The sequence below is a fragment of the Kitasatospora sp. NPDC114501 genome, from assembly GCF_055633695.1.
In genome coordinates this window covers 167,115-189,016 of the sequence record NZ_JBVKDS010000007.1, presented here as the reverse complement: position 1 = coordinate 189,016, position 21,902 = coordinate 167,115, and the positions used below count along the sequence as shown (strand labels likewise).

21 protein-coding genes are annotated in these 21,902 nt (G+C 75.0%); 8 read left to right on the top strand and 13 right to left on the bottom strand.

Features of this window, described 5'->3' with window-relative positions; all coding sequences use genetic code 11:
- Positions 1-15: 15 nt before the first annotated feature.
- Together ACZ7RU_RS15185 and ACZ7RU_RS15180 are read right to left on the bottom strand one after the other, a co-directional pair.
- Positions 16-477, bottom strand: coding sequence for a hypothetical protein (locus ACZ7RU_RS15185; protein WP_470341392.1), 462 nt, complete (start codon positions 475-477; stop codon positions 16-18).
- A gap of 52 nt (positions 478-529) precedes the next feature.
- Entirely contained in the window at positions 530-1,294 is a 765-nt protein-coding gene (locus ACZ7RU_RS15180) for a sigma 54 modulation/S30EA ribosomal C-terminal domain-containing protein (protein ID WP_470341391.1), read from the bottom strand.
- A 341-nt stretch (positions 1,295-1,635) separates the two neighbouring features.
- On the opposite strand from ACZ7RU_RS15180, the gene ACZ7RU_RS15175 reads away from it, so the two are divergent.
- Positions 1,636-4,173, top strand: a complete 2,538-nt coding sequence (locus ACZ7RU_RS15175) for a cytochrome P450 (RefSeq protein WP_470341390.1) — start codon at positions 1,636-1,638, stop codon at positions 4,171-4,173.
- Between the two features lie 70 nt (positions 4,174-4,243).
- On the opposite strand, the gene ACZ7RU_RS15170 is transcribed toward ACZ7RU_RS15175, so the two are convergent.
- From ACZ7RU_RS15170 to pdxR, 6 genes are all read right to left on the bottom strand, one after another.
- Complete coding sequence (locus ACZ7RU_RS15170; RefSeq protein ID WP_470341389.1) at positions 4,244-4,390, bottom strand: DUF6126 family protein; 147 nt, start codon at positions 4,388-4,390, stop codon at positions 4,244-4,246.
- A gap of 43 nt (positions 4,391-4,433) precedes the next feature.
- On the bottom strand, positions 4,434-4,775 hold the full coding sequence (locus ACZ7RU_RS15165) for an ArsR/SmtB family transcription factor (protein ID WP_470341388.1): 342 nt from the start codon (positions 4,773-4,775) through the stop codon (positions 4,434-4,436).
- A 238-nt stretch (positions 4,776-5,013) separates the two neighbouring features.
- Positions 5,014-5,472: a hypothetical protein gene (locus tag ACZ7RU_RS15160; protein WP_470341387.1), complete on the bottom strand. Its 459-nt coding sequence runs from the start codon at positions 5,470-5,472 to the stop codon at positions 5,014-5,016.
- Between the two features lie 246 nt (positions 5,473-5,718).
- A complete protein-coding gene (locus ACZ7RU_RS15155) occupies positions 5,719-6,258 on the bottom strand; it encodes a DUF4240 domain-containing protein (protein WP_470341386.1) in 540 nt (179 codons plus the stop codon).
- Between the two features lie 44 nt (positions 6,259-6,302).
- Positions 6,303-7,325 (bottom strand): glycoside hydrolase family 3 N-terminal domain-containing protein, encoded by a 1,023-nt coding sequence (locus ACZ7RU_RS15150; RefSeq protein WP_470341385.1) that lies wholly within the window; start codon positions 7,323-7,325, stop codon positions 6,303-6,305.
- Between the two features lie 316 nt (positions 7,326-7,641).
- The gene (gene pdxR / locus ACZ7RU_RS15145) at positions 7,642-9,102 is read right to left on the bottom strand and encodes a MocR-like pyridoxine biosynthesis transcription factor PdxR (protein WP_470341384.1); all 1,461 of its coding nucleotides are present in this window, start codon (positions 9,100-9,102) and stop codon (positions 7,642-7,644) included.
- Positions 9,103-9,227: 125 nt separating this feature from the next.
- On the opposite strand from pdxR, the gene ACZ7RU_RS15140 reads away from it, so the two are divergent.
- Positions 9,228-10,082, top strand: coding sequence for a methyltransferase domain-containing protein (locus ACZ7RU_RS15140; RefSeq protein WP_470341383.1), 855 nt, complete (start codon positions 9,228-9,230; stop codon positions 10,080-10,082).
- A gap of 141 nt (positions 10,083-10,223) precedes the next feature.
- Here ACZ7RU_RS15140 and ACZ7RU_RS15135 read toward each other — a convergent pair whose 3' ends face one another.
- A complete protein-coding gene (locus ACZ7RU_RS15135) occupies positions 10,224-10,721 on the bottom strand; it encodes a MarR family winged helix-turn-helix transcriptional regulator (RefSeq protein WP_470341382.1) in 498 nt (165 codons plus the stop codon).
- A 111-nt stretch (positions 10,722-10,832) separates the two neighbouring features.
- On the opposite strand from ACZ7RU_RS15135, the gene ACZ7RU_RS15130 reads away from it, so the two are divergent.
- From ACZ7RU_RS15130 to ACZ7RU_RS15120, 3 genes are all read left to right on the top strand, one after another.
- Positions 10,833-11,804 carry an EamA family transporter gene (locus tag ACZ7RU_RS15130; RefSeq protein ID WP_470341381.1) on the top strand — a complete coding sequence of 324 codons (972 nt, stop codon included), beginning with the start codon at positions 10,833-10,835 and terminating at the stop codon, positions 11,802-11,804.
- A 44-nt stretch (positions 11,805-11,848) separates the two neighbouring features.
- Positions 11,849-12,490, top strand: coding sequence for an NAD(P)-dependent oxidoreductase (locus ACZ7RU_RS15125; RefSeq protein WP_470341380.1), 642 nt, complete (start codon positions 11,849-11,851; stop codon positions 12,488-12,490).
- Positions 12,491-12,596: 106 nt separating this feature from the next.
- Entirely contained in the window at positions 12,597-14,237 is a 1,641-nt protein-coding gene (locus ACZ7RU_RS15120; protein ID WP_470341379.1) for an alpha/beta hydrolase, read from the top strand.
- Positions 14,238-14,249: 12 nt separating this feature from the next.
- Here the strand turns inward: ACZ7RU_RS15120 and ACZ7RU_RS15115 are convergent, their stop codons facing one another.
- Together ACZ7RU_RS15115 and ACZ7RU_RS15110 are read right to left on the bottom strand one after the other, a co-directional pair.
- A complete protein-coding gene (locus ACZ7RU_RS15115; protein WP_470341378.1) occupies positions 14,250-14,558 on the bottom strand; it encodes a hypothetical protein in 309 nt (102 codons plus the stop codon).
- Positions 14,559-14,576: 18 nt separating this feature from the next.
- Positions 14,577-14,960: a hypothetical protein gene (locus ACZ7RU_RS15110; RefSeq protein WP_470341377.1), complete on the bottom strand. Its 384-nt coding sequence runs from the start codon at positions 14,958-14,960 to the stop codon at positions 14,577-14,579.
- Positions 14,961-15,533: 573 nt separating this feature from the next.
- Between ACZ7RU_RS15110 and ACZ7RU_RS15105 the strand changes: the two genes are divergently transcribed.
- Positions 15,534-16,925, top strand: coding sequence for a lytic transglycosylase domain-containing protein (locus ACZ7RU_RS15105; RefSeq protein WP_470341376.1), 1,392 nt, complete (start codon positions 15,534-15,536; stop codon positions 16,923-16,925).
- Positions 16,926-17,213: 288 nt separating this feature from the next.
- Here the strand turns inward: ACZ7RU_RS15105 and ACZ7RU_RS15100 are convergent, their stop codons facing one another.
- Positions 17,214-17,801 (bottom strand): TerD family protein, encoded by a 588-nt coding sequence (locus ACZ7RU_RS15100; protein ID WP_470341375.1) that lies wholly within the window; start codon positions 17,799-17,801, stop codon positions 17,214-17,216.
- A 345-nt stretch (positions 17,802-18,146) separates the two neighbouring features.
- Between ACZ7RU_RS15100 and ACZ7RU_RS15095 the strand changes: the two genes are divergently transcribed.
- Both ACZ7RU_RS15095 and ACZ7RU_RS15090 read left to right on the top strand, forming a co-directional pair.
- Positions 18,147-20,393 (top strand): hypothetical protein, encoded by a 2,247-nt coding sequence (locus ACZ7RU_RS15095; protein WP_470341374.1) that lies wholly within the window; start codon positions 18,147-18,149, stop codon positions 20,391-20,393.
- A 107-nt stretch (positions 20,394-20,500) separates the two neighbouring features.
- Positions 20,501-20,707 (top strand): hypothetical protein, encoded by a 207-nt coding sequence (locus ACZ7RU_RS15090; protein ID WP_470341373.1) that lies wholly within the window; start codon positions 20,501-20,503, stop codon positions 20,705-20,707.
- A gap of 330 nt (positions 20,708-21,037) precedes the next feature.
- Here the strand turns inward: ACZ7RU_RS15090 and ACZ7RU_RS15085 are convergent, their stop codons facing one another.
- A complete protein-coding gene (locus tag ACZ7RU_RS15085; protein WP_470341372.1) occupies positions 21,038-21,685 on the bottom strand; it encodes a class I SAM-dependent methyltransferase in 648 nt (215 codons plus the stop codon).
- Positions 21,686-21,902 lie beyond the last annotated feature (217 nt).

Here is a 21,902-nt window from a genome sequence, read left to right as displayed (position 1 = left end):
GACTATGCCGGAGGATCAGGCCGCGAGCTTCACCGACTCCGCCCGGGCGGCCGCCGGGCGCGCTCCGGGCCCCGCCACCGTCACCACGCCCGCGCCGCAGCCCCCGTGCAGCCGCGCCAGCCCGGCTGCCAGGGCGACCCGGTCCCCGGCGAGCCACAGCCGCAGGGCCGCCGAGAGCGCGGCACTGGCCGGCCCGGCCGCGGGACCGCCGGTCCGCACGAGCCGCTCACCGAGCAGCGGCAGCAGGTCCGCGACCGGGGCGGGCAGCCAGAGGGTGAGCGCGAAGGGCGCCGGTCTGGCCAGCACGCGCAGCAGCGGCAGGACGCAGGCGTCGTCATGCAGCGCGGGGATGACCTCCAGCAGCCCGTCCACCGCCACGTCGGAGACGTCGCCGCCGTGCCCGCGGGCGAGTTCGCGCAGCAGCGCGCGCTCGGCGGCGGTGATCCGGACGGTCAGCATGACCTCGTCGCAGTCCATGGTTCCGGCCCCTGTCGTGGAGAGTTCGTGGTGTGGTGGTCGCGTCGCGGTGTCAGTCCTGTGCCGAGGGGGTTCCTGCCCCGATCCGGCCGTCCGATACCGGCACCATCAGGCCGTAGTGGCCGTCGAACCGGCGGTAGAGCACCCGCGCCCGGTGGTCGCCGGGATCGGTCCAGCCGACGAACGGGCGGCCAGTGAGCCAGAGCCGGCGGGCCGCCTCGGCGAGGTCGAGCGTCGGCATCGCGCCGGTGCCCGCGGCGCACAGCTCCACCGTGCCGTCCGGCGAGCAGCGGTGGACCAAGCCGTCCCGCCCGGTCGCGGCGTCCGCGAAGAGGTGGAACCGCCGGTCGAGGGCGAGCAGTTCGAGCACCGCCTGCTCGAAGGTGCGGCGGGCGGGCACCACCGCCTTGTGCCGGGCGATCCGCCGCTGGGCGAGCGGACGGTCGGCGAACTGCGGGCGGTAGGCGCTCTCGTACGAGGCGGCGAAGCCGATGTCGCCCTGCTCGCGCAGCCGGACGGCCCTCCCGGCCAGCGTGCCGAGGACCAGGTCGACGGATTCCCGGGCGCTGCCGGTGGCCAGTTGCACCCGGACCGGCCCGAACCCGGCCAGTTCGACGTCCGCCCGGGCCAGCGCGGGCCTGGTCACCGACCGGTTCCGCGAGCGGGTCAGCCGCAGTCGCAGCGCGCGGGCGTCGGGGCCGAGCGCCGCGGCGGTGGCCAGCGCCCGGGCCCGGGCGTACTCGGCCTCCGCGCGCGGCAGCTCGCCGCGGATCTCCACCCGGAGGTCGAGGGCCGGCCGGTGGCGCAGACGGGTCATCAGGTTCCTCCTTCTCCGCCACCATGCTGTCCCTCGCACGGCCGTACGGCGAGGGTCCAAAGGCCCTGCCCCAAGGGCCGGTCGGGCGCCACCCGGACGGACACATCCACGCAGGTCAACACGGGGTTTCGAGCACTCACGAAAGGGTCGATCCACTCGGCCGTTGGAGTGATCCACGCACGTTCGGCGCAACGCTCGGGAAACCGGCGCGTTTGCCAAACGTGCGCCCTCCCGCCGGGGGCGCGCGCGGGGCCCGCGCTGGGCGGTCCCCCGTCCCCGGGCCGACCCGCCGCTGCCACCCGGCATCGCCCGCACCGGCCACTCTGGTGAGAGGTAGTGTCATGTCCCTGCTGACCGAAACCCGGAAGCTGATCGTCCCCCCGAGAACCGCACCCGGTCCGTCCCCGCTGGCCCGCGCCGCCGTGCCCCCGCTGGCCCCCGGAGCCCTGCCCGGCCTCGGGCACGCCGGTGCCCTGCTGCGCGACCCGCTCGGCTTCCTCGGCTCGCTCGCCCGCCACGGCGGGGTGGTCCGGATCCGGCTCGGACCACGCACCGTCTGCGTGGTCACCGACGCCCGGCTGGTCCACACCCTGCTCGTCGCACTGGCCCACGACTGCCCGCGCGGCGCCGTCCAGGACACGCTCCGGACGGCCTTCGGCGACGGCCTGCTGATGTCCGAGGGGCAGGCCCACCGCGACCGCCGCCGGATCATCCAGCCGGCCTTCGGACCGGACCGGATGGGCGAGTACCTGACCGTGATGCAGCAGGTCACCGAGGAGCGGGCCGCGCGGTGGCGCCCCGGCCAGGTCCTCGACGTGGCCAAGGAGATGAACCACCTGGCACTGGAGATCGTGACCCGCTCGCTGTTCGACGCCCGGCTCAGCGAGGACGCCACCGTCGCCTTCCACCGGGCGCTGCCGGACCTGGTGAAGGGCCAGATCGTCCAGTCCCTCTACCCGAACCCGGCGCTCGCCCGGCTGCCGCTGCCCGTCAACCGGCGCTTCGACGACGCCGTACGGGTGCTCAACCGGGTGGTCGACCAGGCCGTCAACGGCCGTGCCGCCACCTCGGGCGCCGGGGCCGGACGGCGCACCCTGCCCGCCCTGCTGCGCGCCGCGACCGACCCGGCCACCGGCTGCCCGCTCACCGAGGCCGACGTGCGGTCCGAGGCGATCACCATGTTCGGCGCGGGCACCGAGACCGTCTCGACCACCCTCACCTGGCTGCTGGACGAGCTGCTGCGCCACCCCGAGGCGGAGGCCCGGATCCTCGCCGAGCTGGACGAGCACCTGCCCGCGGGCAGCGTCCCCACCCCCGAGGCGCTGGCCCGGCTCACGTACACCCGCAGCGTGACCCAGGAGGTGGTGCGGCTGCACGCGCCGAACGCCTTCCTGATGCGCACCGCCCAGGTGCCCGTCGAGCTCGGCCCGTACCGCGTCCCGGCCGGCACCGAGCTGCTGTACAGCCTCACCGCGCTGCACCGCGACCCGGTGCGCTACCCGGAGCCGATGAGCTTCCGGCCCGAGCGCTGGCAGGACGGCGGCGGCACCGGACGGCCGTCCTTCCTGCCGTTCGGGGCGGGCAAGCACAAGTGCATCGGCGAGGCCTTCGCCTGGGCGGAGCTGACCGTCGCGGCCGCGGCGATCCTGCGCCGCTGGCGGCCGGTGGCGGTGCCGGGCGCCAGGGCCCGCGAGGTGGTGTGGACGACGGTCCAGGCACAGGGCCTGCGGGTACGGCTCGCGCCGCGCGGCGCGCGCTCCCCGCGCGGGGGCGCCTCGGCGGCCTCCCCCGAGGGCGATTCCGCCTCCTCACCCAGGGGCGCGGCGCCCGCCTCGCTCAGCACGCCCTCCTCGCCCAGCGCGCCGACGCCGGGCCGGTGCCCGTTCACCGGCGCCACCCACCCGAGCACCCCCGCGACCGCCCGCGCCGCCGCCACGGCCCCCACCGGGCCGGCGGGCCCCCGGCCGCGCGAGGACCTGCGGCTCGCCGCCGACCGGCACGCCGACTGGGTGGTCCGCCGCGGCCTGCTCACCCCGTCGGAACTGCCCCGCTACCGGGCCTACGCACTGCACGAGCTGATCGGCCACGCCTTCCCCCGCGCGCGGGGCGCCGACCTCGACCTCCTGGTGGACGTGCTGGGCTGGTTCACCATCCTGGACGACCGCTTCGACGGCCCACCCGGTCGCCACCCCGGGGAGGCCCACGCCCTGGTCGACCCACTGGTCGCGGTCCTCGACGGATCTCCGGGCGGCAGCCACTCCGAGAGCCGACTCCTGCTCGCCTGGCGCGAGTTGTGGAACCGGCAGACCGCGTCGATGTCCCCCGAGTGGCGCGCCCGGGCGGCCCGGGAGTGGCGGGCCTGCCTGGCCACCTTCCCCGCCGAGGCCGACCACCGCGCCCGCGGCACCGTCCCCGCCCTCGGCCTCGACCTGACGGACACCATGCTGCTGCGCCGGCACGGCAGTTGCCTGTACCCGTTCATGAACATACTGGAACGGGTCCACGGCGCCGACGCCCCGGCCGCGCTGCACGCGGAGCCCGCGCTGCACCGGCTGCGCGCCAACACCGCCGACGCCGCCACACTGATCAACGACCTCTACTCGCTGAAGCGCGAGGAACGGCAGGCCGGGGCCGCGTTCAACACCGTGCTCACCCTCCAGCGGGTCCACGGCTGCACCCGGCTGCGGGCGGTCCACGCGGTGCGCGCCCGGGTCGCACGGCTGCGGCAGGAGAGCGAGGAACTGCGCCGCGAGCTGCTGCACCGCCACCCGGCCGGGCGCTGGTACCTGGACGGCACCCGGGAGCTGGTCGCCGGGGTGCAGGCCTGGACCAGCACCAGCGACCGCTACCTGGTGCCGAACGGCACGCGGCGCCGGTGAGGACCCCGATGAGCAGCGCCGGTGAGCAGCCGCCGTGAGCAGCGCGGGTGAGCGGCCCGCCCCCGGCCCGCTACTTCCGGTCGCCGAGCGCGAACAGCAGCAGCACGAAACCGGCGAACAGGTGCGTGGCGAAGATGTAGATGCCCGCGCGGATCAGCATCGCCTTGCGGCGCCGCTTCTCCTCGTTCGTGCTGTCCCCGCTGGTGCTGTCGCTCATGGTGGTGCTTCTCCTCGGATCTGGCGGACGGACCGGGCGTGGCTCAGCGGGTCCGACCGCCGGAGGCGCGCAGCTCGGTGAGCAGCGCGCCCTGGTCGGTGATCAGCTCGGTCAGGATCCGGCGGGCCGCGCGCAGCAGGTCGGCGACGTCCGGCGTGCTGAGCGCGTACACCACGGTGTTGCCCTCACGGGTCGCCGTGACCAGCTGGGTGCGGCGCAGCACCGCGAGCTGCTGGGAGAGGTTGGACGGCTCGACCTCGATCTCCGCCAGCAGCTCGCGCACCGGCCGGGGGCCGTCCTGGAGCAGCTCCAGGACCCGGATCCGGACAGGGTGGCCGAGAGTGCGGAAGAACTCCGCCTTGGCCTGGTACAGCGGTACCGGCATCGCCCGTGCTCTCCCTCGGTTCCGGCTCGGTGGTCGTCCGGCCGGGCAGGAATCGATGCCGCGGCCGGTAGGCATCATCGCGACAGATGAAGATTTCTTCAAGTCGTCACAGTGCGCCGCCCCTCGGCCGTCGCCCGGCCGGGCGGTCCGCCGTTCGGCCCCGACCGTGCCGGGGCATGCGAACGCCGAGCCCGGGATGCTGCCAACTCCCGGGCTCGGCAGTCATGATGACGAGACGTCAGCAGACTACAGGCACATCCGCCGTGGCCGGCACCTGGCCGCTCCAGAAGCCCTCGACCACGAAGGACACGTGCACGGTGGATCCGCACGGCACGGTGGCCGAGATGCCGTCGACCCGCACGGTGGACACCTGGAACACGGTGCGCCCGCTCACGGCGCCGAGCGAGGTCCCGCCGGCCACGTCGGCAGACAGGTGGGTGACCAGCTCCTTCGGCGCCGGCGGCCAGGGGCTGCCGGGGGACGGCGGGCCGGCCAGGCCGATCTTCCCGAAGATCGCGACGCTGCCACCGGTCACGTCGGCGCAGGCGTAGGTGGCCAGGCCCGCCTGGAGGCTGGAGCTGCCGCAGGTGGTGACGGTGGCGGTGGCGGCCGGAGCCGCGGCGAACGCGGGGACGGGGGCCGAGAGCAGGGCGACGGCACCGACGGTGCCGGTGGCGATCCGGGCGATCCGGTTCACGGGGTTCCTCCTGGACGGGGGACGAGGACGGACTGGTGACAGGTGGCGTGGCACATATGACATTTCACAGGGCCACGTCAGGAACTCTGCCATGCGATTCCTGTGCCAGGGCCGCGATCTACCCTCTGAATCGAACCCTCGACCGAAACCAGACCTTCGATGGCGCAATCACTCTCGACCGGCTGAACTTCCGGCCCCCTGTCGGCAACGCCCAGGTCGAACCCAGGTGAACCGCGCGCTGCTTGCTCAGCCGGTGACCGGTCCGAGGATCAGCGCGGCGAGGCGGGGCAGGCGGCGGTGCATCTCCGCGTCGTCGTCGAAGTCGAAGTCCTCGCCCATCTCGGGCTCGCTCTCCTCGGGGGCACGGTCGAGGGCCTCGTAGAGGTTCGCGTCCTCGCCCAGCAGGCGGGCGTAGGCGTAGTACGCCGCGTAACCGGCCTCCTCGTAGCAGAAGGACTCCTCATCGTCGGCCGCCGCCGGGTGGTCCGCCAGGCCGTCGGGGTCGACGACCGCCCGGTCGTACCACTCCCGGCCCAGGGCCATCAGGCCGGCCCGGAAGTCGACGAAGCCGTCGTCCGAGCACCCGCCGCCGATCAGGTAGGCCGCCGCCCAGACGTCCCAGCGGTACAGCCGCTCGTGCAGGTGCTGGAAGCGCTCCTCGAAGGCCACGATGCCGGGCGCGCCGAGACCGGCCAGGCGGTCGGTCAGGACCTGGTGGAAGGGGCGGTCCGGGCGGGTGGCGGCGCGCGCGGAGTCGATCAGGGCCCAGAATTCGTCGGTGTCCATGGGCGGCACTGTGCCGGACGGCACCGACAGTCCGGGTCGTCGGCTCAGCCCAGCGAGCCGCGCAGGGCGTCGACCCGGGCGACGGCGTCGGTGAACTCCGGCCGGCCCAGGCGGCCGTCGTCCAGGGCGGCGGCCAGCGCCTCGGTGGCCTCCTCCGCCTGCCGGGGGTCGCGCGCGGAGCAGAGCAGCAGGTCCATCCCGGCGCCGGCGGCGGCCAGCGCCCGGTCGCCGGTGCCGCCGTACGGGGCGAGCGCCTTGGCCTCCATGGCGTCGGTGACGGTCACCCCGCGGAAGCCGAGCCGGCCGCGCAGCTCGCCCTGGATGATCGCGGGCGAGAACCCGGCCGGGCGGTCCGGGTCCAGCGCGGGATAGACCGCCCAGGAGGCCATCACCAGCCGCACGCCCGCCGCGACGGCCGCCCGGTACGGGGCCTCGCCGCGGGCGCGGAGCTGCGACAGCGGGACGTTCAGGGTGACCGGGCGCTCGTCGGTGTTCTCGCCCCGGGGTGCGGCGCCGAGGCCCGGGAAGTGCTTGGCGGTCGCGGCCACGCCGAGGCCCTGCTGAGTGGTGAGGAAGGCGGTGCCCAGCTCGGCCACCTCGGCCGGGTCCTGGCTGTAGGAGCGCTCGTAGTGGTCGATGAAGTTGTCCGGCTCGTCGTAGACGTCGAGCACCGGGGCGAGGTTGAGGTTCAGCCCGGCGTCGGCGAGGGTCCGGGCGGCGCCGGCCCCGGACTCGGCCGCCGCGCCGACCGGGTCCGCCGCCGACCCGACGCGGCGGGCGGAGAGTTCGGGCGCACCGGGCAGCCGGCGGATCCTGCCGCCCTCCTGGTCCGTCATCAGCAGCAGGGTGCGCGGGTGCGGCGCCTCGGCCGCGGCCTGCCGCAGCTCGGCGACCGCCCGGGCGAACTGCTCCGGGCCGGTGACGTTCTCGCCGAAGAAGATCACCCCGGCGGCCCGCCCCTCCCGGAGCGTCCGGAGTACCCCGGCCGGCGGTGTCGGCCCGGGGTACGACAGCACGATCCGCCGCCCGGCGAGCTCCCGGGAGTCCTCCTGCTCCTGGCCGGCCATCGCCGCGCTCCTCCCGTCCGGAGCGCCCGGAACGTCCGGAACCTCCGGCGCGCCCGTAGCGCCCGACGCAGTCGGAGCACCCGAAACACCCGGGCCCGAGGCGCTCGACGCACCGTTCGGCGGGGCGGGCGAGCCGAGCGGCACCGGCCCGAGCGCGGCCCCCATGACGGCCAGCACCACCCCGAGCTGGGCGATACTTCGGAACGGGGCCATCACGCCTCCCGGGTCGACCTTTGACTTCAGCATGTCAACCTACCCGTGGGGGCGGCCCGGCACTCTCCCCCGCGCCGGATTCATCCGATGTCCCGACGCCGCGTCACCGGGACGAGGACGCGCGGCGGACCAGCCGGCCCAGGACCGCCACCCCCTCGGTGATCTCCGCCACCGAGCCCGCCGCGTAGCCGAGCACCAGCCCGGGCGGGTACGGGAGCCGGGCGTGCCAGGACAGCGGCTGCACCTTCACCCCCTCCGCCAGTGCGGCGGCGGCCAGCCCGGTGTCGGTGCGGCCGGGTTCCTCCGGGAGCGTCAGCATCAGGTGGAGGCCCGCCGCCGCCCCGTGCACGGTGGCGTCCGGCAGGTGGGTGCGGATGGCGGCGATCATGGCGTCCCGGCGGCGGCGGTGGCGCCGGCGCAGCAGCCGCAGGTGGCGGTCGAGGTCGCCGGACTCCATCAGCCGGGCGAGGACCAGTTGGGGCAGCACCGGGTTGCCGAGGTCGGCGAAGCGCTTGGCGTCCAGGACGGCGGGCCGCAGCCGGGCCGGGACGAGCAGCCAGCCGGTGCGCAGCGCGGGCGCGAGCAGCTTGGAGACGCTGCCCGCGTAGCAGACCCGGTCCGGCAGGGCGGCGCGCAGGGCCGGGACGGGCGGACGGTCGTAGCGGTGCTCGGCGTCGTAGTCGTCCTCGACGACCAGGCCGCCCGCGCCCGCCCAGCGCAGCAGTTCGCGCCGCCGGTCGCCGCCGAGCACCACGCCGGTCGGGTACTGGTGGGCGGGGGTGAGCAGGACGGCCGGGGCGCCGGTGGCGCGCAGTGCGTCCACCCGGATGCCCTCGGCGTCGACCGGCACGGGCGGGGTGGCGGCGAGCCAGTGGGCGAGGTGCTGGCGGGCACCGAGCGAGCCCGGGTCCTCGACCGCGACCTCGCGGATGCCCGCCTGCCCGAGGGCGCGGCCGAGCAGGGCGAGGGCCTGGGCCGTACCGGCGACGATCAGCACCTCGTCCGGGTCGGCGCGGATGCCCCGGTTGCGGGCCAGCCAGTGGGCGACGGCCCGGCGCAGGGCCGGGGTGCCGCGCACGTCCCCGTAGCCGAGGTCCGACGCGGCGAGGCCGTCGAGGACGGCGCGTTCGGCGCGCAGCCAGGCCGCGCGGGGGAAGGCGGCGAGGTCGGGCACGCCGGGGGTGAGGTCGATCCGGGCGGGGGTGCCGCGCAGCAGGTCGAACACCTCGGGGTCGGGGTCGTCCGGGAACAGCGCGGGTGCCGGGCGGGGGGCGTCCGCGACCGGCGTCTCCTCGGGGACGGCGGGGGCCGCGACCACGACCGTGCCGCCCCGCCCGCGGCCCGCCACCTGGCCCTCCTCGGCGAGGCGTTGGTAGGCGTCGGTCACCACCCCGCGGGAGACGCCGAGTTCGGCCGCCAGCACCCGGCTGGCGGGCAGCCTGGCGCCGACCGGCAGCCGTCCGTCGGCGACGGCCTCGCGCAGCCGGCGGGCGAGCCAGTCGGTGAGGCCGCCGGGCGGGGCGTCGACGGTGTCGAGCTGGAGGAAGTCGGCGCCGCTCTCCACGGGCCGCTCGTCGGCCCACCCTTCGGATCGCCCTGCGGGCTGCTCGTCGGATCGCTCTTTGGACCGGTCTGATGCCCCTGCTTTGGACCTGTTCACCGGACCATACTGGCGGCGAGGGTGGGGCCATGACCACAGAGACGCCCACGAGCACGGAAGCGGCGGAACCGATCCACCGCGACGACTACGTCCACGGCTACTCGGACACCGAGGCGCGACGCCTCGGCGACCAGGCCGACACCCTCGCCGAGCTGCTGCACGCGGGCACGGCGTACCCGGCGGGCAGCCGGGTGCTGGAGGCCGGCTGCGGGGTGGGGGCGCAGACCGTGCACCTGCTGGCCGCCAGCCCGGGCGTGCGGCTGACGGCGGCGGACCTCTCGGCGCCGTCGCTGGCCCAGGCCCGCGCCCGGGTGGCCGCGCAGGCGCCCGCCGCGGACGTCACCTGGCACCACGGCGACCTGCACCGACTACCGTTCCCGGACGGCTCCTTCGACCACGTCTTCCTGTGCTTCGTACTGGAGCACCTGCCCGATCCGGCGGCCGGGCTGGCGGCGCTGCGCCGGGTGCTGCGGCCGGGCGGGACGATCACGGTGATCGAGGGCGACCACGGCTCGGCGTTCTTCCACCCGGAGACCCCGGCGGCCCGCCGCGCCGTCGACCACCTGGTCCGGTTGCAGGCCCGGGCGGGCGGGGACGGCCTGCTCGGCCGCCGCCTCCACCCGCTGCTGACGGAGGCCGGCTTCGCCCGGGTGGCGGTCCGCCCGCGCACGGTCTACGCCGACGACGCCCGCCCGGCCCTGGTGGAGGGCTTCACCCGGCGGACCTTCGTCGCGATGGTCGAGGCCGTCCGGGCGGAGGCGCTGGCCGCCGGGCTGACCGCCCCGGAGGACTTCGACCGGGGCATCACGGAGCTGCGCCGCGCGGCCGAGCCGGGCGGGACGTTCCACTACACCTTCTTCAAGGCGGTGGCGGTCAGGCCGTAGCGCGAGCCGGTCCCGGACGGGCCGCGGAAGCGGCGGCAGCAGGGCCGGGGCCGGCGGACGGGATCGTGGGCGGGGTCGTGGACGGGGTCGTGGACGGGGGTCTCGACCGCGCCCGCGGGCCGCACCGCCCGGCGGGCCGGGCTACTCCGGACTGTCCCCGAGGTCCACCAGCAGGGTGCGCATCACCTCGACGAGCGCGGTCCGCTGCGCCTCGTCGAGGCCCGCCAGCATGCGGGTCTCGGTGGCGAGGTGGTCGGGCAGCGCCCGGTCGATCAGGGCGTGGCCCTCGGGGGTGAGGACGACCTCGCGGCTGCGGCCGTCCTGGTCACTGCGGGTGCGGGTGACCAGGCCGCGGGCCTCCAGCCGGTCCAGGCGCTGGGTGATGGCGCCGGAGGTAACCATCGCGGACCGCATCAGACCGGTGGGGGTGAGCCGGTAGGGCGGGCCGCTGCGCTTGAGGGTGGCGAGGACGTCGAAGGAGGCGGCGTCCAGGCCGTGCTCGGCGAAGGTGCGGTTGAGCGCCGCGTCCACCAGCCGGTAGAGGCGCTTGAGCCGACCGAACACCTCCATCGGGGAGACGTCCAGGTCGGGGCGCTCGGCGCCCCACTGCGCGACGATGCGGTCCACGTGATCTGCCACGGGTTCAGGGTAGGCGATCCCGATCGGATCCCTTAGCGATGAGGTAACTGTGGGCCACATCACTCCGCTGATCCGGTGAAGAATGCCTTAGCGCTGAGATACATTGCCTTAGTGCTAAGAAATCGCCTCGCCCTCGTCCTGCTGACGGCCCTCGCCCCGGCGGTCTGGGGCACGACCTACCTGGTCACCACCGAGTTGCTGCCGCCCGGCCGCCCGCTGCTCGCCGCCGTCATCCGCTGCCTGCCCGCCGGGCTGCTCCTGATCGCGCTCACCCGCCGTCTGCCGCAGGGCAGTTGGTGGTGGCGCTCGCTGGTCCTCGGCGCACTCAACATCGGGGTGTTCCAGGCGCTGCTCTTCATCGCCGCCTACCGTCTGCCCGGCGGCATCGCGGCCACCGTCGGCGCCGTCGGGCCGCTGGTCACCGCCGGGCTCTCGGCCCTCGTCCTCGGCGACCGGCTCACCCTGCGCACCGTGCTGTCCGGCATCGCGGGCGTCGCGGGCGTCAGCCTGCTGGTGCTGCGGGCCAACGCCGAGCTGGACGCGGTCGGGGTGCTCGCCGCGCTCGGCGGCGCCGTGGTGATGGCCGTCGGCATCGTGCTCTCCAAGCGCTGGGTCTCCCCCGCGCCGATGCTCGCCACCACCGGCTGGCAGCTCACCGCCGGCGGACTGCTGCTGGTCCCGGTCACGCTGCTCGGCGAGGGCGCACCGCCGTCCCACTACACCCTCGCCAACGTGCTGGGCTACACCTACCTCTGCCTGATCGGCGCGGCCGTCACCTACGCGCTCTGGTTCCGGGGGCTGCGCGAGCTGCCGCCGACCTCGGTCTCCTTCCTCTCCCTGCTCAGCCCCGTGGTCGCCACCCTGCTCGGCTGGCTGGCGCTCGGCCAGGACCTCAGCCCGCTCCAGGCGTTCGGCGCACTGGTCGTGCTCGGCTCGTTGGTCGCCGCCCAGACCCAACGGCCGCGCACCGCACCGCAGTCGGCGCCCGAGGCCGAAGCCGGAGCGGCGCCCGAGGCCGAAGCCGGAGCGGCGCCCGAGGCCGATCCGACGGCCACCGCGCGGTCCGTCCGCGAGAACGTCTGACCCCGTCCCACCACACCGTCTCCACCACCTTCAGGGAGTACCCCATGCGCATCACCGTGTTCGGCGCCACCGGCAACGTCGGCAGCCGGGTCGTGGCCGAGGCCGTGGCCCGCGGCCACCAGGTCACCGCCGTCGTCCGGAACCCGGCGAAGCCGCACGGCCTGCCGTCCACCGTCGCCGTGGTCGTCGGCGACGCCCGCGACCCCGAAGACGTCGCCCGGATCGCGGCCGGACAGGACGTGGTGGTCACCGCCACCCGGCCGGTGCCCGGCAGCGAGCACGAACTGGCCGTCGCCACCAAGGGCCTGCTCGCCGGGGTCGCCGGCACCGGTGTGCGGCTGCTGGCCGTCGGCGGCGCGGGCAGCCTCCTCGTCCCGGGCGGCGACGGGACCGTCCTGGTCGACAGCCCCGGCTTCCCCGACGAGATCCGGCCGATCGCCCTGGCCTGCGGCGAGCAGCTCGACCAGTACCGCGCCGCCGGCCCGGACGTCGACTGGACGTACCTGAGCCCGGCCGCGCTGCTGGAGCCGGGCGTGCGCACCGGCCGGTTCCGGACCGGCCGCGACGAGCTGCTGGTCGACGCCGAGGGCAACTCGGCGATCTCCATGGAGGACCTCGCCGTCGCGCTCCTCGACGAGGTCGAGCGGCCCGCCCACCGCCGGGCCCGCTTCACCGCCGGCTACTGAGGACAGGCCCTGGGCCCCCGCCCCGGCGGGGGTGTACCCAGCACCACCCCGAAGACGGCAGTGGGCATGATCGATCACCGGGCCGGGCTCGGAAAGGATCGTGCCCGTGACCACGACCACGACCACGCCCCCGGCCCAGAGCGCCGCAGCCCAGCAGACCGCAGCCCACCACGCCTCGGCCGACCGCACGTCGGCCCGGCGGACCCCGGCCGTCGGGCGCGCGCCCCGCGCCCGGCGCGCCGCCCTGGCCGTCGCCGCCGCCGTGCTGGCCGGCCTGGCCGCGCCCGCCACCGCCGACGCCGCCACCGGCCGCGACCCGGGCGACGCCGACCCGGCGCCCGCCCGCTACACCCGCCAGATCCTGGACTGGCAGCCCTGCGACCGGCAGCCCGCCCTGGACTGCGCCACCATGGCCGCCCCGCGCGACTGGCACCACCCCGGCGTCGGCGCGGACCTGACCATCGCCGTCTCCCGGCACCGCGCCACCGACCAGGCCCGGCGCAAGGGCACCCTGCTGATGGCGGCCGGCGGCCCCGGCGGCACCGGGCTGCTGCGCCCGGCCAATCTGGCCGCCGGCGCCCCGGCGGTCGCCGCCGCGTACGACATCGTCGGCTTCGACCAGCGCGGGGTCGGCGAGAGCACCCGGGCGGTCTGCCAGACCCAGGAGGAGTTCCGGGAGTTCCTGGCCGGCGACTACCGCGACCGGTCCCCCGCTGCGATCGACCGGGTGATCGCCAACTCCAAGAAGCTGGCCGCGAGTTGCCAGGAGCGCAGCGGCGACCTGCTGCCCTATCTGAACACCGAGCAGACCGCCCACGACATCGACCTGTTCCGCGGCCTGCTCGGCGAGCGCAGGCTCAGCTACTACGGCCCGTCCTACGCCTCGATGATCGGCGCCTACTACGGGACGCTCTTCCCCCACCGGGTCGAACGGATGGTGCTGGACAGCAACATCGGCTTCGACGGCACCTGGGAGAGGTACGAGCTGGGCCAGCCGATGAGCTTCCAGCGCCGCTTCGACGAGGACTTCGTGCCCTGGCTCGCGGCCCGGGACGCCACCTACCACTGGGGCGCCACGCCGGAGCAGGTACGGGCCCACTGGGAGCGGCGGCGCGCCGCGCTGCACGACTCACCCATCGTCGAGGGCTCGGTGACGATCGCCCCGAACCAGCTGGACAGCCTCGCCATGTCGGCGATCTACCGGGCGTCCAACTTCCCCGACCTGGCCCGGATCCTGGCCACCGTCGACAACTGGCAGGCCGCGGATCCGGCCACCCGCGCGGCGGCCGCGAAGGCCTTCGACAGCTACCTCAGCCCGGAGTTCCTCGCCGAGTACTTCGCGGTGACCTGCAATGACACCCCGTGGACCAGGGACCTGGACACCTGGATCGAGCGCGGCGCCGAGAACACCGCCCGCTGGCCGCTGGCCGGCGCCCGGACGCTCGCCTTCAGCGCGGTCTGCGCCGCCTGGCCGACCGCCCCGGCGCCCAGGGTCAAGGTGACCGGCGCCCACCTGCCGACGACGCTGATGCTCAACTCGGTGCACGATCCGGCGACCTACTACGAGGCGGCGCTCGGCGCCCACCGCGCGCTGCACGGCTCCAGGCTGGTCACCGTCACCGGCAACGGCGACCACGGCCAGTACCCAGGCTCCAACTCCTGCGTCACCGAGGTGGTCGAGCGCTACCTGCTGGCGGACCAGGCACCCGAGCGCGACCTCGTCTGCCCCTCCCCGCAGGGTGGTTGACCACCGAGGAGGTCAACTCCACTGCCTCGCCCGGAGCCTGGCCCGGAGCCAGGCCGCAGCGACGGCCAGCCCGGCGAAGCCGCCGACGGCGAGCTTGATCCCGGCCTTGGCGACGATCCAGCCGATCCACGGCACGGACCACCCCAGCCAGTGGAACACCGCCAGCAGCACCGCGGCCCCGAACGCCGCCGCGAGCACGGTGACCAGGACGGCGGCGGCCCGCGAGAGCTCCTGCGGGCCGTCGGTCCGCTCCCCGGTGCCCGTGCCGTCCGGATCGGTGGTCGGACCGTTCACCATCTCGTTCGTACCCCCCTCAACCATGGGGGTGATGATACGACTTCAGCGCCTGGCGTGGTGGGTGTCACCGAGGTGCTCGCCGGTGTCGCCGTCGGGAAAGCTGACGGCCATGGTGACGCGGTACTCGTGGACGTCCTCCCGGTGCCCCGGCACCCGCGCCCAGGCCAGCGAGTGCACCTCGGCCTCGGGGGCCTGCCGGCACCAGGCGGCGGCCTCCTCCAGGGCGCCGGCGGCCGACCGTGCGGTGCAGACCACGGCGGTGTAGGCGGCGACCGCGACGTCCCCGCCGGAGCGGCAGGTGCGCGACACCGCCCGGACGGCCGCGGCGGCCTGGGTCAGGTCACGGGCCAGGTCGTCCACCACCCGAGGGGGAGCCGGCAGGACGACCGCTCCCTCGGCGACGGTCTCCGGCAGGTTCGCGCTCACGGTCCGGCCCTCCATCCGCATCATCACGCGGCACAGCATGCCGGGCGGTGATTCCTGGCATGCCCATTTTCACCAGAACGTCACCCGTCCAGGGCGGACTCGGGGCCACCCCCTGGCGTCCCGGCGCCCGCCCTGGTAGAGGGCGCCGGCCGGGGTGCCCGATGTTTCGGCAGGTCAGGAGGGTGGGCCGCAGGCGGCGCCGGGGGCCCGGAACACCGCGCACGCACCACCCCCGCGCTCCGAACCGCCGGTCCGGCGCTGGGGAGCGCCCGTCCCACCACAGTTGGCCTCTTGGTCAACTTTCCGTACCTGAAAGGCAGTTGTGGCCGGCCACGGTCGGGGAAGCAGCAGGCGGCGGAGGCCTCGGGACTCCACGAACCCGGCCGCACCCCCGCCGAAGTGCCGGGTCATCCCCTCGGCGAGCTCCGGTCCGCCTCCCGGTCACCCTGTCCCTGTCAGATCGTCGTGATACTAATCGTCCCGGTGGTGGGTCCAGCCCTCGGTGGGACGGGCACGATGACGGCAGTTCAACCGTTCCGGGAGGGTCCGGGCGGCGACGGGGAGGGGTAGCGGATGACGGCGCGGATCGGCACGGCCAGGGGCGGGCGCAAGCTCCGGATCGGCAAGCGGCTCACGGGCACGGCGGCGGCCTTCGCCGCACTGGCCGCACTGACCGGCTCTCAGGTGACGGGCATCGGGCTCACCCCGGTCGCGGCCGCCGACGCAGGCCCGGCGAACGGCGCCGCGGGCCAGGGCACCGGCCGCGTCCTGCCCACCGGCGGCCCCTCGACCGACCTCCCCGGCACCTTCGGCACCGGAGTCCCGGCCGACGGCGGCGGCACCGTCCAGTTCCCGCAGCCGCCCGGCGCGCTGCCCGGCCTGCCCTCGGCCGGCCCGTTCGCGGCCACCGGGCCCGCGCTGCCCGCCACCGTGCTCGCCGCCTACCGGCAGGCGGAGGCCGCGCTGGCGCAGCGCTCGCCGGGCTGCCACCTGCCCTGGCAGCTGCTCGCCGCGATCGGCCAGGTCGAGTCCGGCCAGGCCAACGGCGGCCAGGTGGACGCCACGGGCACGACCCTCACCCCGATCCTCGGCCCGGCCCTGGACGGCAACGGCTTCGCCGCGATATCCGACACCGACGGCGGCCGCTACGACGGCGACGCCCGTTGGGACCGCGCCGTCGGGCCGATGCAGTTCATCCCGTCCACCTGGGCCTCCTGGGGCGTGGACGCCAACAGCGACGGCAAGGCCGACCCGAACAACGTCTTCGACGCCACCGAGAGCGCCGGCCGCTACCTGTGCGCGGGCGGCCGCGACCTCGCCGACCCGGCCCAGCTCGACCGGGCGGTGCTCAGCTACAACAACTCGGGCGAGTACCTGCGGACGGTGCGCAACTGGATGGCGCACTTCGGCAGCGGCACGGTGACCACCGTCCCGAACCGTCCCGGCTCCCCGGTCCCGCCCACCTCGCCGACCACGCCGTACCTCCCGGCCCCGCCGGCCGGCGGTTCGGGTGCGGGCACCGGCGGCACGCCCACCACGGAGCCGCAGCCGACCACCCCGGTCACCCCGACTCCGGACCAGTCACCGAGCGCCCGGCCGACGACGACCCCGAGCCCCACCGCCTCGCCCACGCCCGGCGGTTCGACCTCACCGTCCGCGACGCCGACGACCACCCCGAGCGGCGGCACCTCCCCGACGGCGACCCCGACGGCGACCCCGACGGGCACCCCGACCGGTACGCCCACCACCTGCCCGGACCCGACGGCCACGCCCACCGGCACACCCACCCCGACGGGCTCCCCGTCCCCGGCCGCCACGCCCACCGGCACCCCGACGGCGACGCCGCTCCCGGGCTGCCCCACCCCGACGGCCACCACCACCCCGAGCGCGGCCACCACCCCGAGCGGCGCACCCGGCACCACGCCCAGCGCGGCGTTCTCGCCGTCGGCCGCCCCGACGAAGTGAGCCCAGGGGCGCGGTTCCCGCACCGGGAGCCGCGCCCCACCGCTCGCCCCACCCCTCGTCACGCCTCCTGGCGCCGTCCGGCCCGACCGCCCGGAGGCGTCGACGACGCGTTCCCTCCGCGCAGCCTGCGGACCTCTACCGCGCATGGCCGCGCGGTGCTCGCGCCGGCGGCCCAGTAGCCCCCGCCACGGCGCCGACGCCGACGGTGGCCTCGCCCTGGCGCAGCACCCGGATCCAGCACAGCATGATCTCGTCGCGCCGGGTCAGAGACTCGAACCGGACGGGGAATCAGAGGTGCTTGACCAGCTCCGGCATCAGGTCCTGGAAGGTCCGCCCACTGGCCGGCTGGCCGATCGCGGCCATCTGCCAACCGGTCGCCGTGCGCTGCACCTTGGCCATGATCTGGGCGGTGTACGGGCCGCCGCCGGTGAGCGTGTAGCGCGCCAGCTCGACGCCGGTGGTCTCGTCCACGAGCCGGCAGAAGGCCGCCTCGACCTCCTGGAAGGTCTGCCCCGTGAAGGAGTTGACCGTGAAGAGGATCTGGTCGACCTCGGCCGCGACGCCGGTCAGGTCGACCGTGATCGACTCGTCGTCGGTCGCGTCGCCCGAGCCGCCGACCAGGTTGTCCCCGCTGTGCCGGACCGAGCCGTCGTCGCTGTTGAGGTGCTGGAAGAAGACCACGTCCACCGGGCGCCCCTGGGCGAACAGCACCGCCGACGCGTCCAGGTCGATCTCCCGTCCGGCCGCGAGCAGCTTGGCCATGAAGCCCTTGCGCTGCACGGCCTTCCAGCCGAGGCCCATCCGGACCACGCTCAGCTGCCCACCTCCCGGCTTCTCCAGGCTGATCTTCTGTCCCTTGGCCAGCGAAACGCTCATCGCGTCCTCCTCGTTCTGCCACCGCCCGTGCCGCGAATCTACAGCACTGTAGAGAATTTATGATCATCGACGGCGCCTGCGAGCACCTGTACCCCGAACTCCCCCGGACCTCACCCCGACAACGGTCCGCACACTGAGGGAACCGGCGGTCCGACGTCTGGCGTAGCCGTGGACCGCGACCGGACGACCGGGGCAGCACACGGTCTAGGGTCGGCCCCGGGACGGCGCCCGGCGGCGACGACGCGCCGCCCGCGCGCCGATCTCGGTGCTCACGACTCGCCGTGCTCACGACCGTTCCCGGGCCGCGCCGACCCGCGCCGGCCCGCTCACGCTGGGGGGACCACCATGCCCGAGCAGCACGAAGGAACCGAACGGCACGCAACACCGGAGCGACCCGGGGGATCCCGCCTCGGCCGCCGCCGGCTGCTCCGGGCCGGCCTCGGCGCGGGCGGCGCCCTGGCCACCGTACGGCTGCTGCCCGGCGGCACGGCCCGGGCCGCCACGACGCCGGACACCGACCACGGCACCGCTCGGTACGACGGCAGCCGGCCGGCCGCACGGAACGCCGGCCTGCGCGCCGGCACCCGCGCCGCCACCGCCGCCCAGGTCTGGCCGGACTGGGCCCGCTACGCCCGCATCGCCGACGGCACCTTCAACGAGCCCGCCGACATGCAGAGCTACGTGGACGCCCTCAAGGCGCAGGAGGTGAGCGTCATCGAGCTGGACACCCTGCTCTCCGACTGGCTCACCGACGCTCAGTTCGCCGCCCACATGGCCGAGGTGAGGACGTTCACCGGTCTGGCCCACGCCGCCGGCCTCAAGGTCGTCATGTACTACCCGTCCCTGGAGCTGATCTCCCCCGGCGGCGAGAAGGGCCGCTCCTTCTACAAGGACGACCAGGGCAGGAACTGGGTCCAGCGCGACCTCGCCGGGAAGCCCAACGTGTTCTACGGCAGCGTGGTGGTCTGGGTCGACCCGGGCGACGAGAGCGTCTGGCTCAGCCCCAACTCGCCCTGGCGGGACTACTACCTCAAGCGGATCAAGGGCGTGGCCGCGACCGGCGTGGACGGCATCTGGCCGGACGTCCCGATCTACTTCGACGGCGTGCTCTCCTGGTGCGACGCCTCCACCTGGGGCGCGGCCGCGTTCAAGGCCGACACCGGCCTGGCCCTGCCGAAGGCCGCGAACTTCGCCGACCCGGTCTTCCGCCGCTACGTGGAGTGGCGCCACCGCAACCTGCTCGGGTTCCAGCTGGACATCGCCGACGCGGGCCGCTCGGTCAACCCCGACCTGGTCACCTTCGTCGAGACCGTCTCGATGGACTACCGCTACGCCACCTCGATCGGCCTGGACGGCGGTTACCTGCGCCAGGCCCCCGGCGCCGTCAGCCAGGTCTGGGAGGTGGACATCCTCGGCAACTACGACGGCATGCGGCACGCCACCGCCTCCGACTGGGTCTGCCTGATCTCCATGTACAAGTACGCCCGAGCCGCCAGCGGCACCAAGCCGGCCTGGGCCTTCTCGTACGGCTGGCAGGCCGACGACGCCTCGCTGGTGATGTCGCAGCTGATCGCGGCCGGCTGCAACCCGTACGAGGTGAAGACCCCGTTCAAGAACGACACCGTGGACGCCGCGATGCGCACCCGGATGTACCGCTTCGTGCGCACCAACCAGGCGAAGCTCTACGACCCGGCCCCGATCGCCCAGGTGGGCGTCTACCACTCGGCGCCGTCCCGGGACTACGTGGCCCCGGGCGAGGGCAACGGGATGTACGTCAACGCCACGGCGCCGGCCGGGATCACCGACTGGTGGGGCGGCGACGACCCGGAGATGAGCTGCGCCTCGATCCCCTGGCTCGGCGAGTTCCGGGGCACCGTCAAGGCGCTGGTCTACGCCCACGTCCCGTTCGACACCGTGCCCAGCCCCGGCCTGACCGCCGAGGACCTGGCCCGCTTCAAGGTTCTGCTGCTGCCCAACCTCCAGGCGGTCTCGGACGCCGAGGCGGCGCTGCTGCGCGGCTTCGTCTCGGCCGGCGGGACGATCGTGATCACCGGCCCGGCGCCCACCGCGCTGGACGAACTGGGCGGCCAGCGCGCCGAGTTCGCACTCTCCGACGTGCTCGGCCTGCGCAGGGCCGACCCGCTGCCCGCCAGCAGGCAGAACTCCTACGGCAGCGGCAGCTGTCGGTACGTCAAGGGGCTGCCCGGGCTGAGCTACCTCACCAGGACCGACCAGGCATCGGCGGACCAACTGCTCGGCCCCGTCCGGCAGTCCGCCCCACCCGCGGTCACCCTGGCCGGGGACCGCCGGATCTTCCTGGACGCCCGGCGGCTCGGCGCCGACACCGTCGTCCACCTGGTGAACTTCACCAACTTCGGCGACACCCCGGCGGCGTTCCGCAGCACACCCGCCAACTGCACGCTCTCGTACGCCCTCCCGGCCGGCGCGGGCGTCACCGCCGTGACCGTCGCCAGCCCGGACGGCACCGACCCGGCGCCCAAGGCCGTCCCGTACACCGTCACCGCCGGTACGGTCAGCGTGCCGCTGACCGTCGCGCAGTACTCGGTGGTGACGATCACCGTCGAGTACTGACGTCGGCGCGTCAGGGGGTACTGTCCTAGGCGATCCGCATGCCGTCTGGCAGAGGTGGGAATAGCCCGGGTACTCATGTCCACAGAGTGAGCAATCCTGGGGGGATCATGACGGGTGACCGTCACGACGCGACCGGCCCGGCTCGCCGCATCCGGCGCGAGAGGATGACGGCTTGGTGGGGCCGCAATGCGCTGTGGGTCACCATAGGCGGCTTTTTGCTGATGGTGGCGGTGTGCTTCCTGATCGCGCTCACCACACACCCCGGCGGTGGCAGGCCGTGCCCGCCCGCCAAGGTCTGTGGTTTCGTCCGTTGATCTTGCCGAACCGGCCAGGCGAACCCGAGCAGCATGCTCGGCCCTGCGTGACCTCGTGTCCCGGCCCCACGAGCACGCACGTCCCCGGACCGGGCGGGACACCGCTCCGACTGGCTCAAGTACCGCGTGAAGCAGGCGACCAGTCCTCCCGGCCCGCGCCGCTGGAAGACGATCCACTCGCCGTCCGGGGAGAAGCCCGGCTCCCGGTAGCCGCTGCCGTCGGTGTGGCTGGTCACCCGCTCGGGGCCGCCCGGCCTCATCAGCCCGCCCCGCGGATCCGGCGCCGCCGTCCAGCGGGTGCCGACGGACCCGCGGCGAGTCCGGGGACCGTCAGCCCGCGCTCCGCTCCAGCCGCACCAGCGCGTCCACCGCGACCCGGCCGCGCTGGTCGCCGTCGTCACGCCGGTGGCCGGGATCGCCGCCGACCGTACGGTGCACCCGCTCGGCCCGGACGGTGCGCAGCCCGCGGTCGGCGAGGTCGGCCAGGACGTCCTCCGGGGTGAAGAGCACGGCCGGGTCCTGGGGGCCGCCGACGCCCTCGGTGAGGTTGCTCAGGTCGTGCCCGATGACCAGCAGGATGCCGCCGGGGGCGAGCGCGTCGGCGGCGCGGCGCAGCGCCACCCGGCGGTCCGCGGCGGGGAGGTGCAGGTAGGCGACCAGGACGAGGTCGTAGCCGCCGGCGGCGGCCTCCAGGGTGCGGGCGTCGCCGTGGCGCCAGGTGAGCCGGTCGGCGACCTCGTCGGGCAGCTCCGCGGTCAGCCGTTCGGCGCGTTCCAGGGCGACGGCGGAGAAGTCCAGTCCGGTGACCTCCCAGCCCTGGGCGGCCAGCCAGATGGCGTTGCGGCCCTCTCCGGCGGCCAGGTCGAGGGCGTGGCCGGGGGTGCGGCCGGTCAGTTCGCGGACCACCCACCGGTTGGGCGCGGAGCCCCACACCAGCTCGCTCGCGGCGTAGCGGTCGTCCCAGTCCTGGCTGTCCATCGCGCCTCCTCCGTTCGGCGGCCTGCTCGTACCGGCCAACCTACCGGGCCGCCGCCGCCCCGGCCCGGAACGGTCCAGCGGGCGGACACCCTTGACGGCGAATATTGGTCCAGTCCAATCTGTTCAGTCGTGACGTGCCCGGGCCGACGGCCCGGCAGGTCCGCGCACCGTTCGTCAGCACGCGTTACCAGCCCGCGCGCCCCCACCGCGCCCGGGC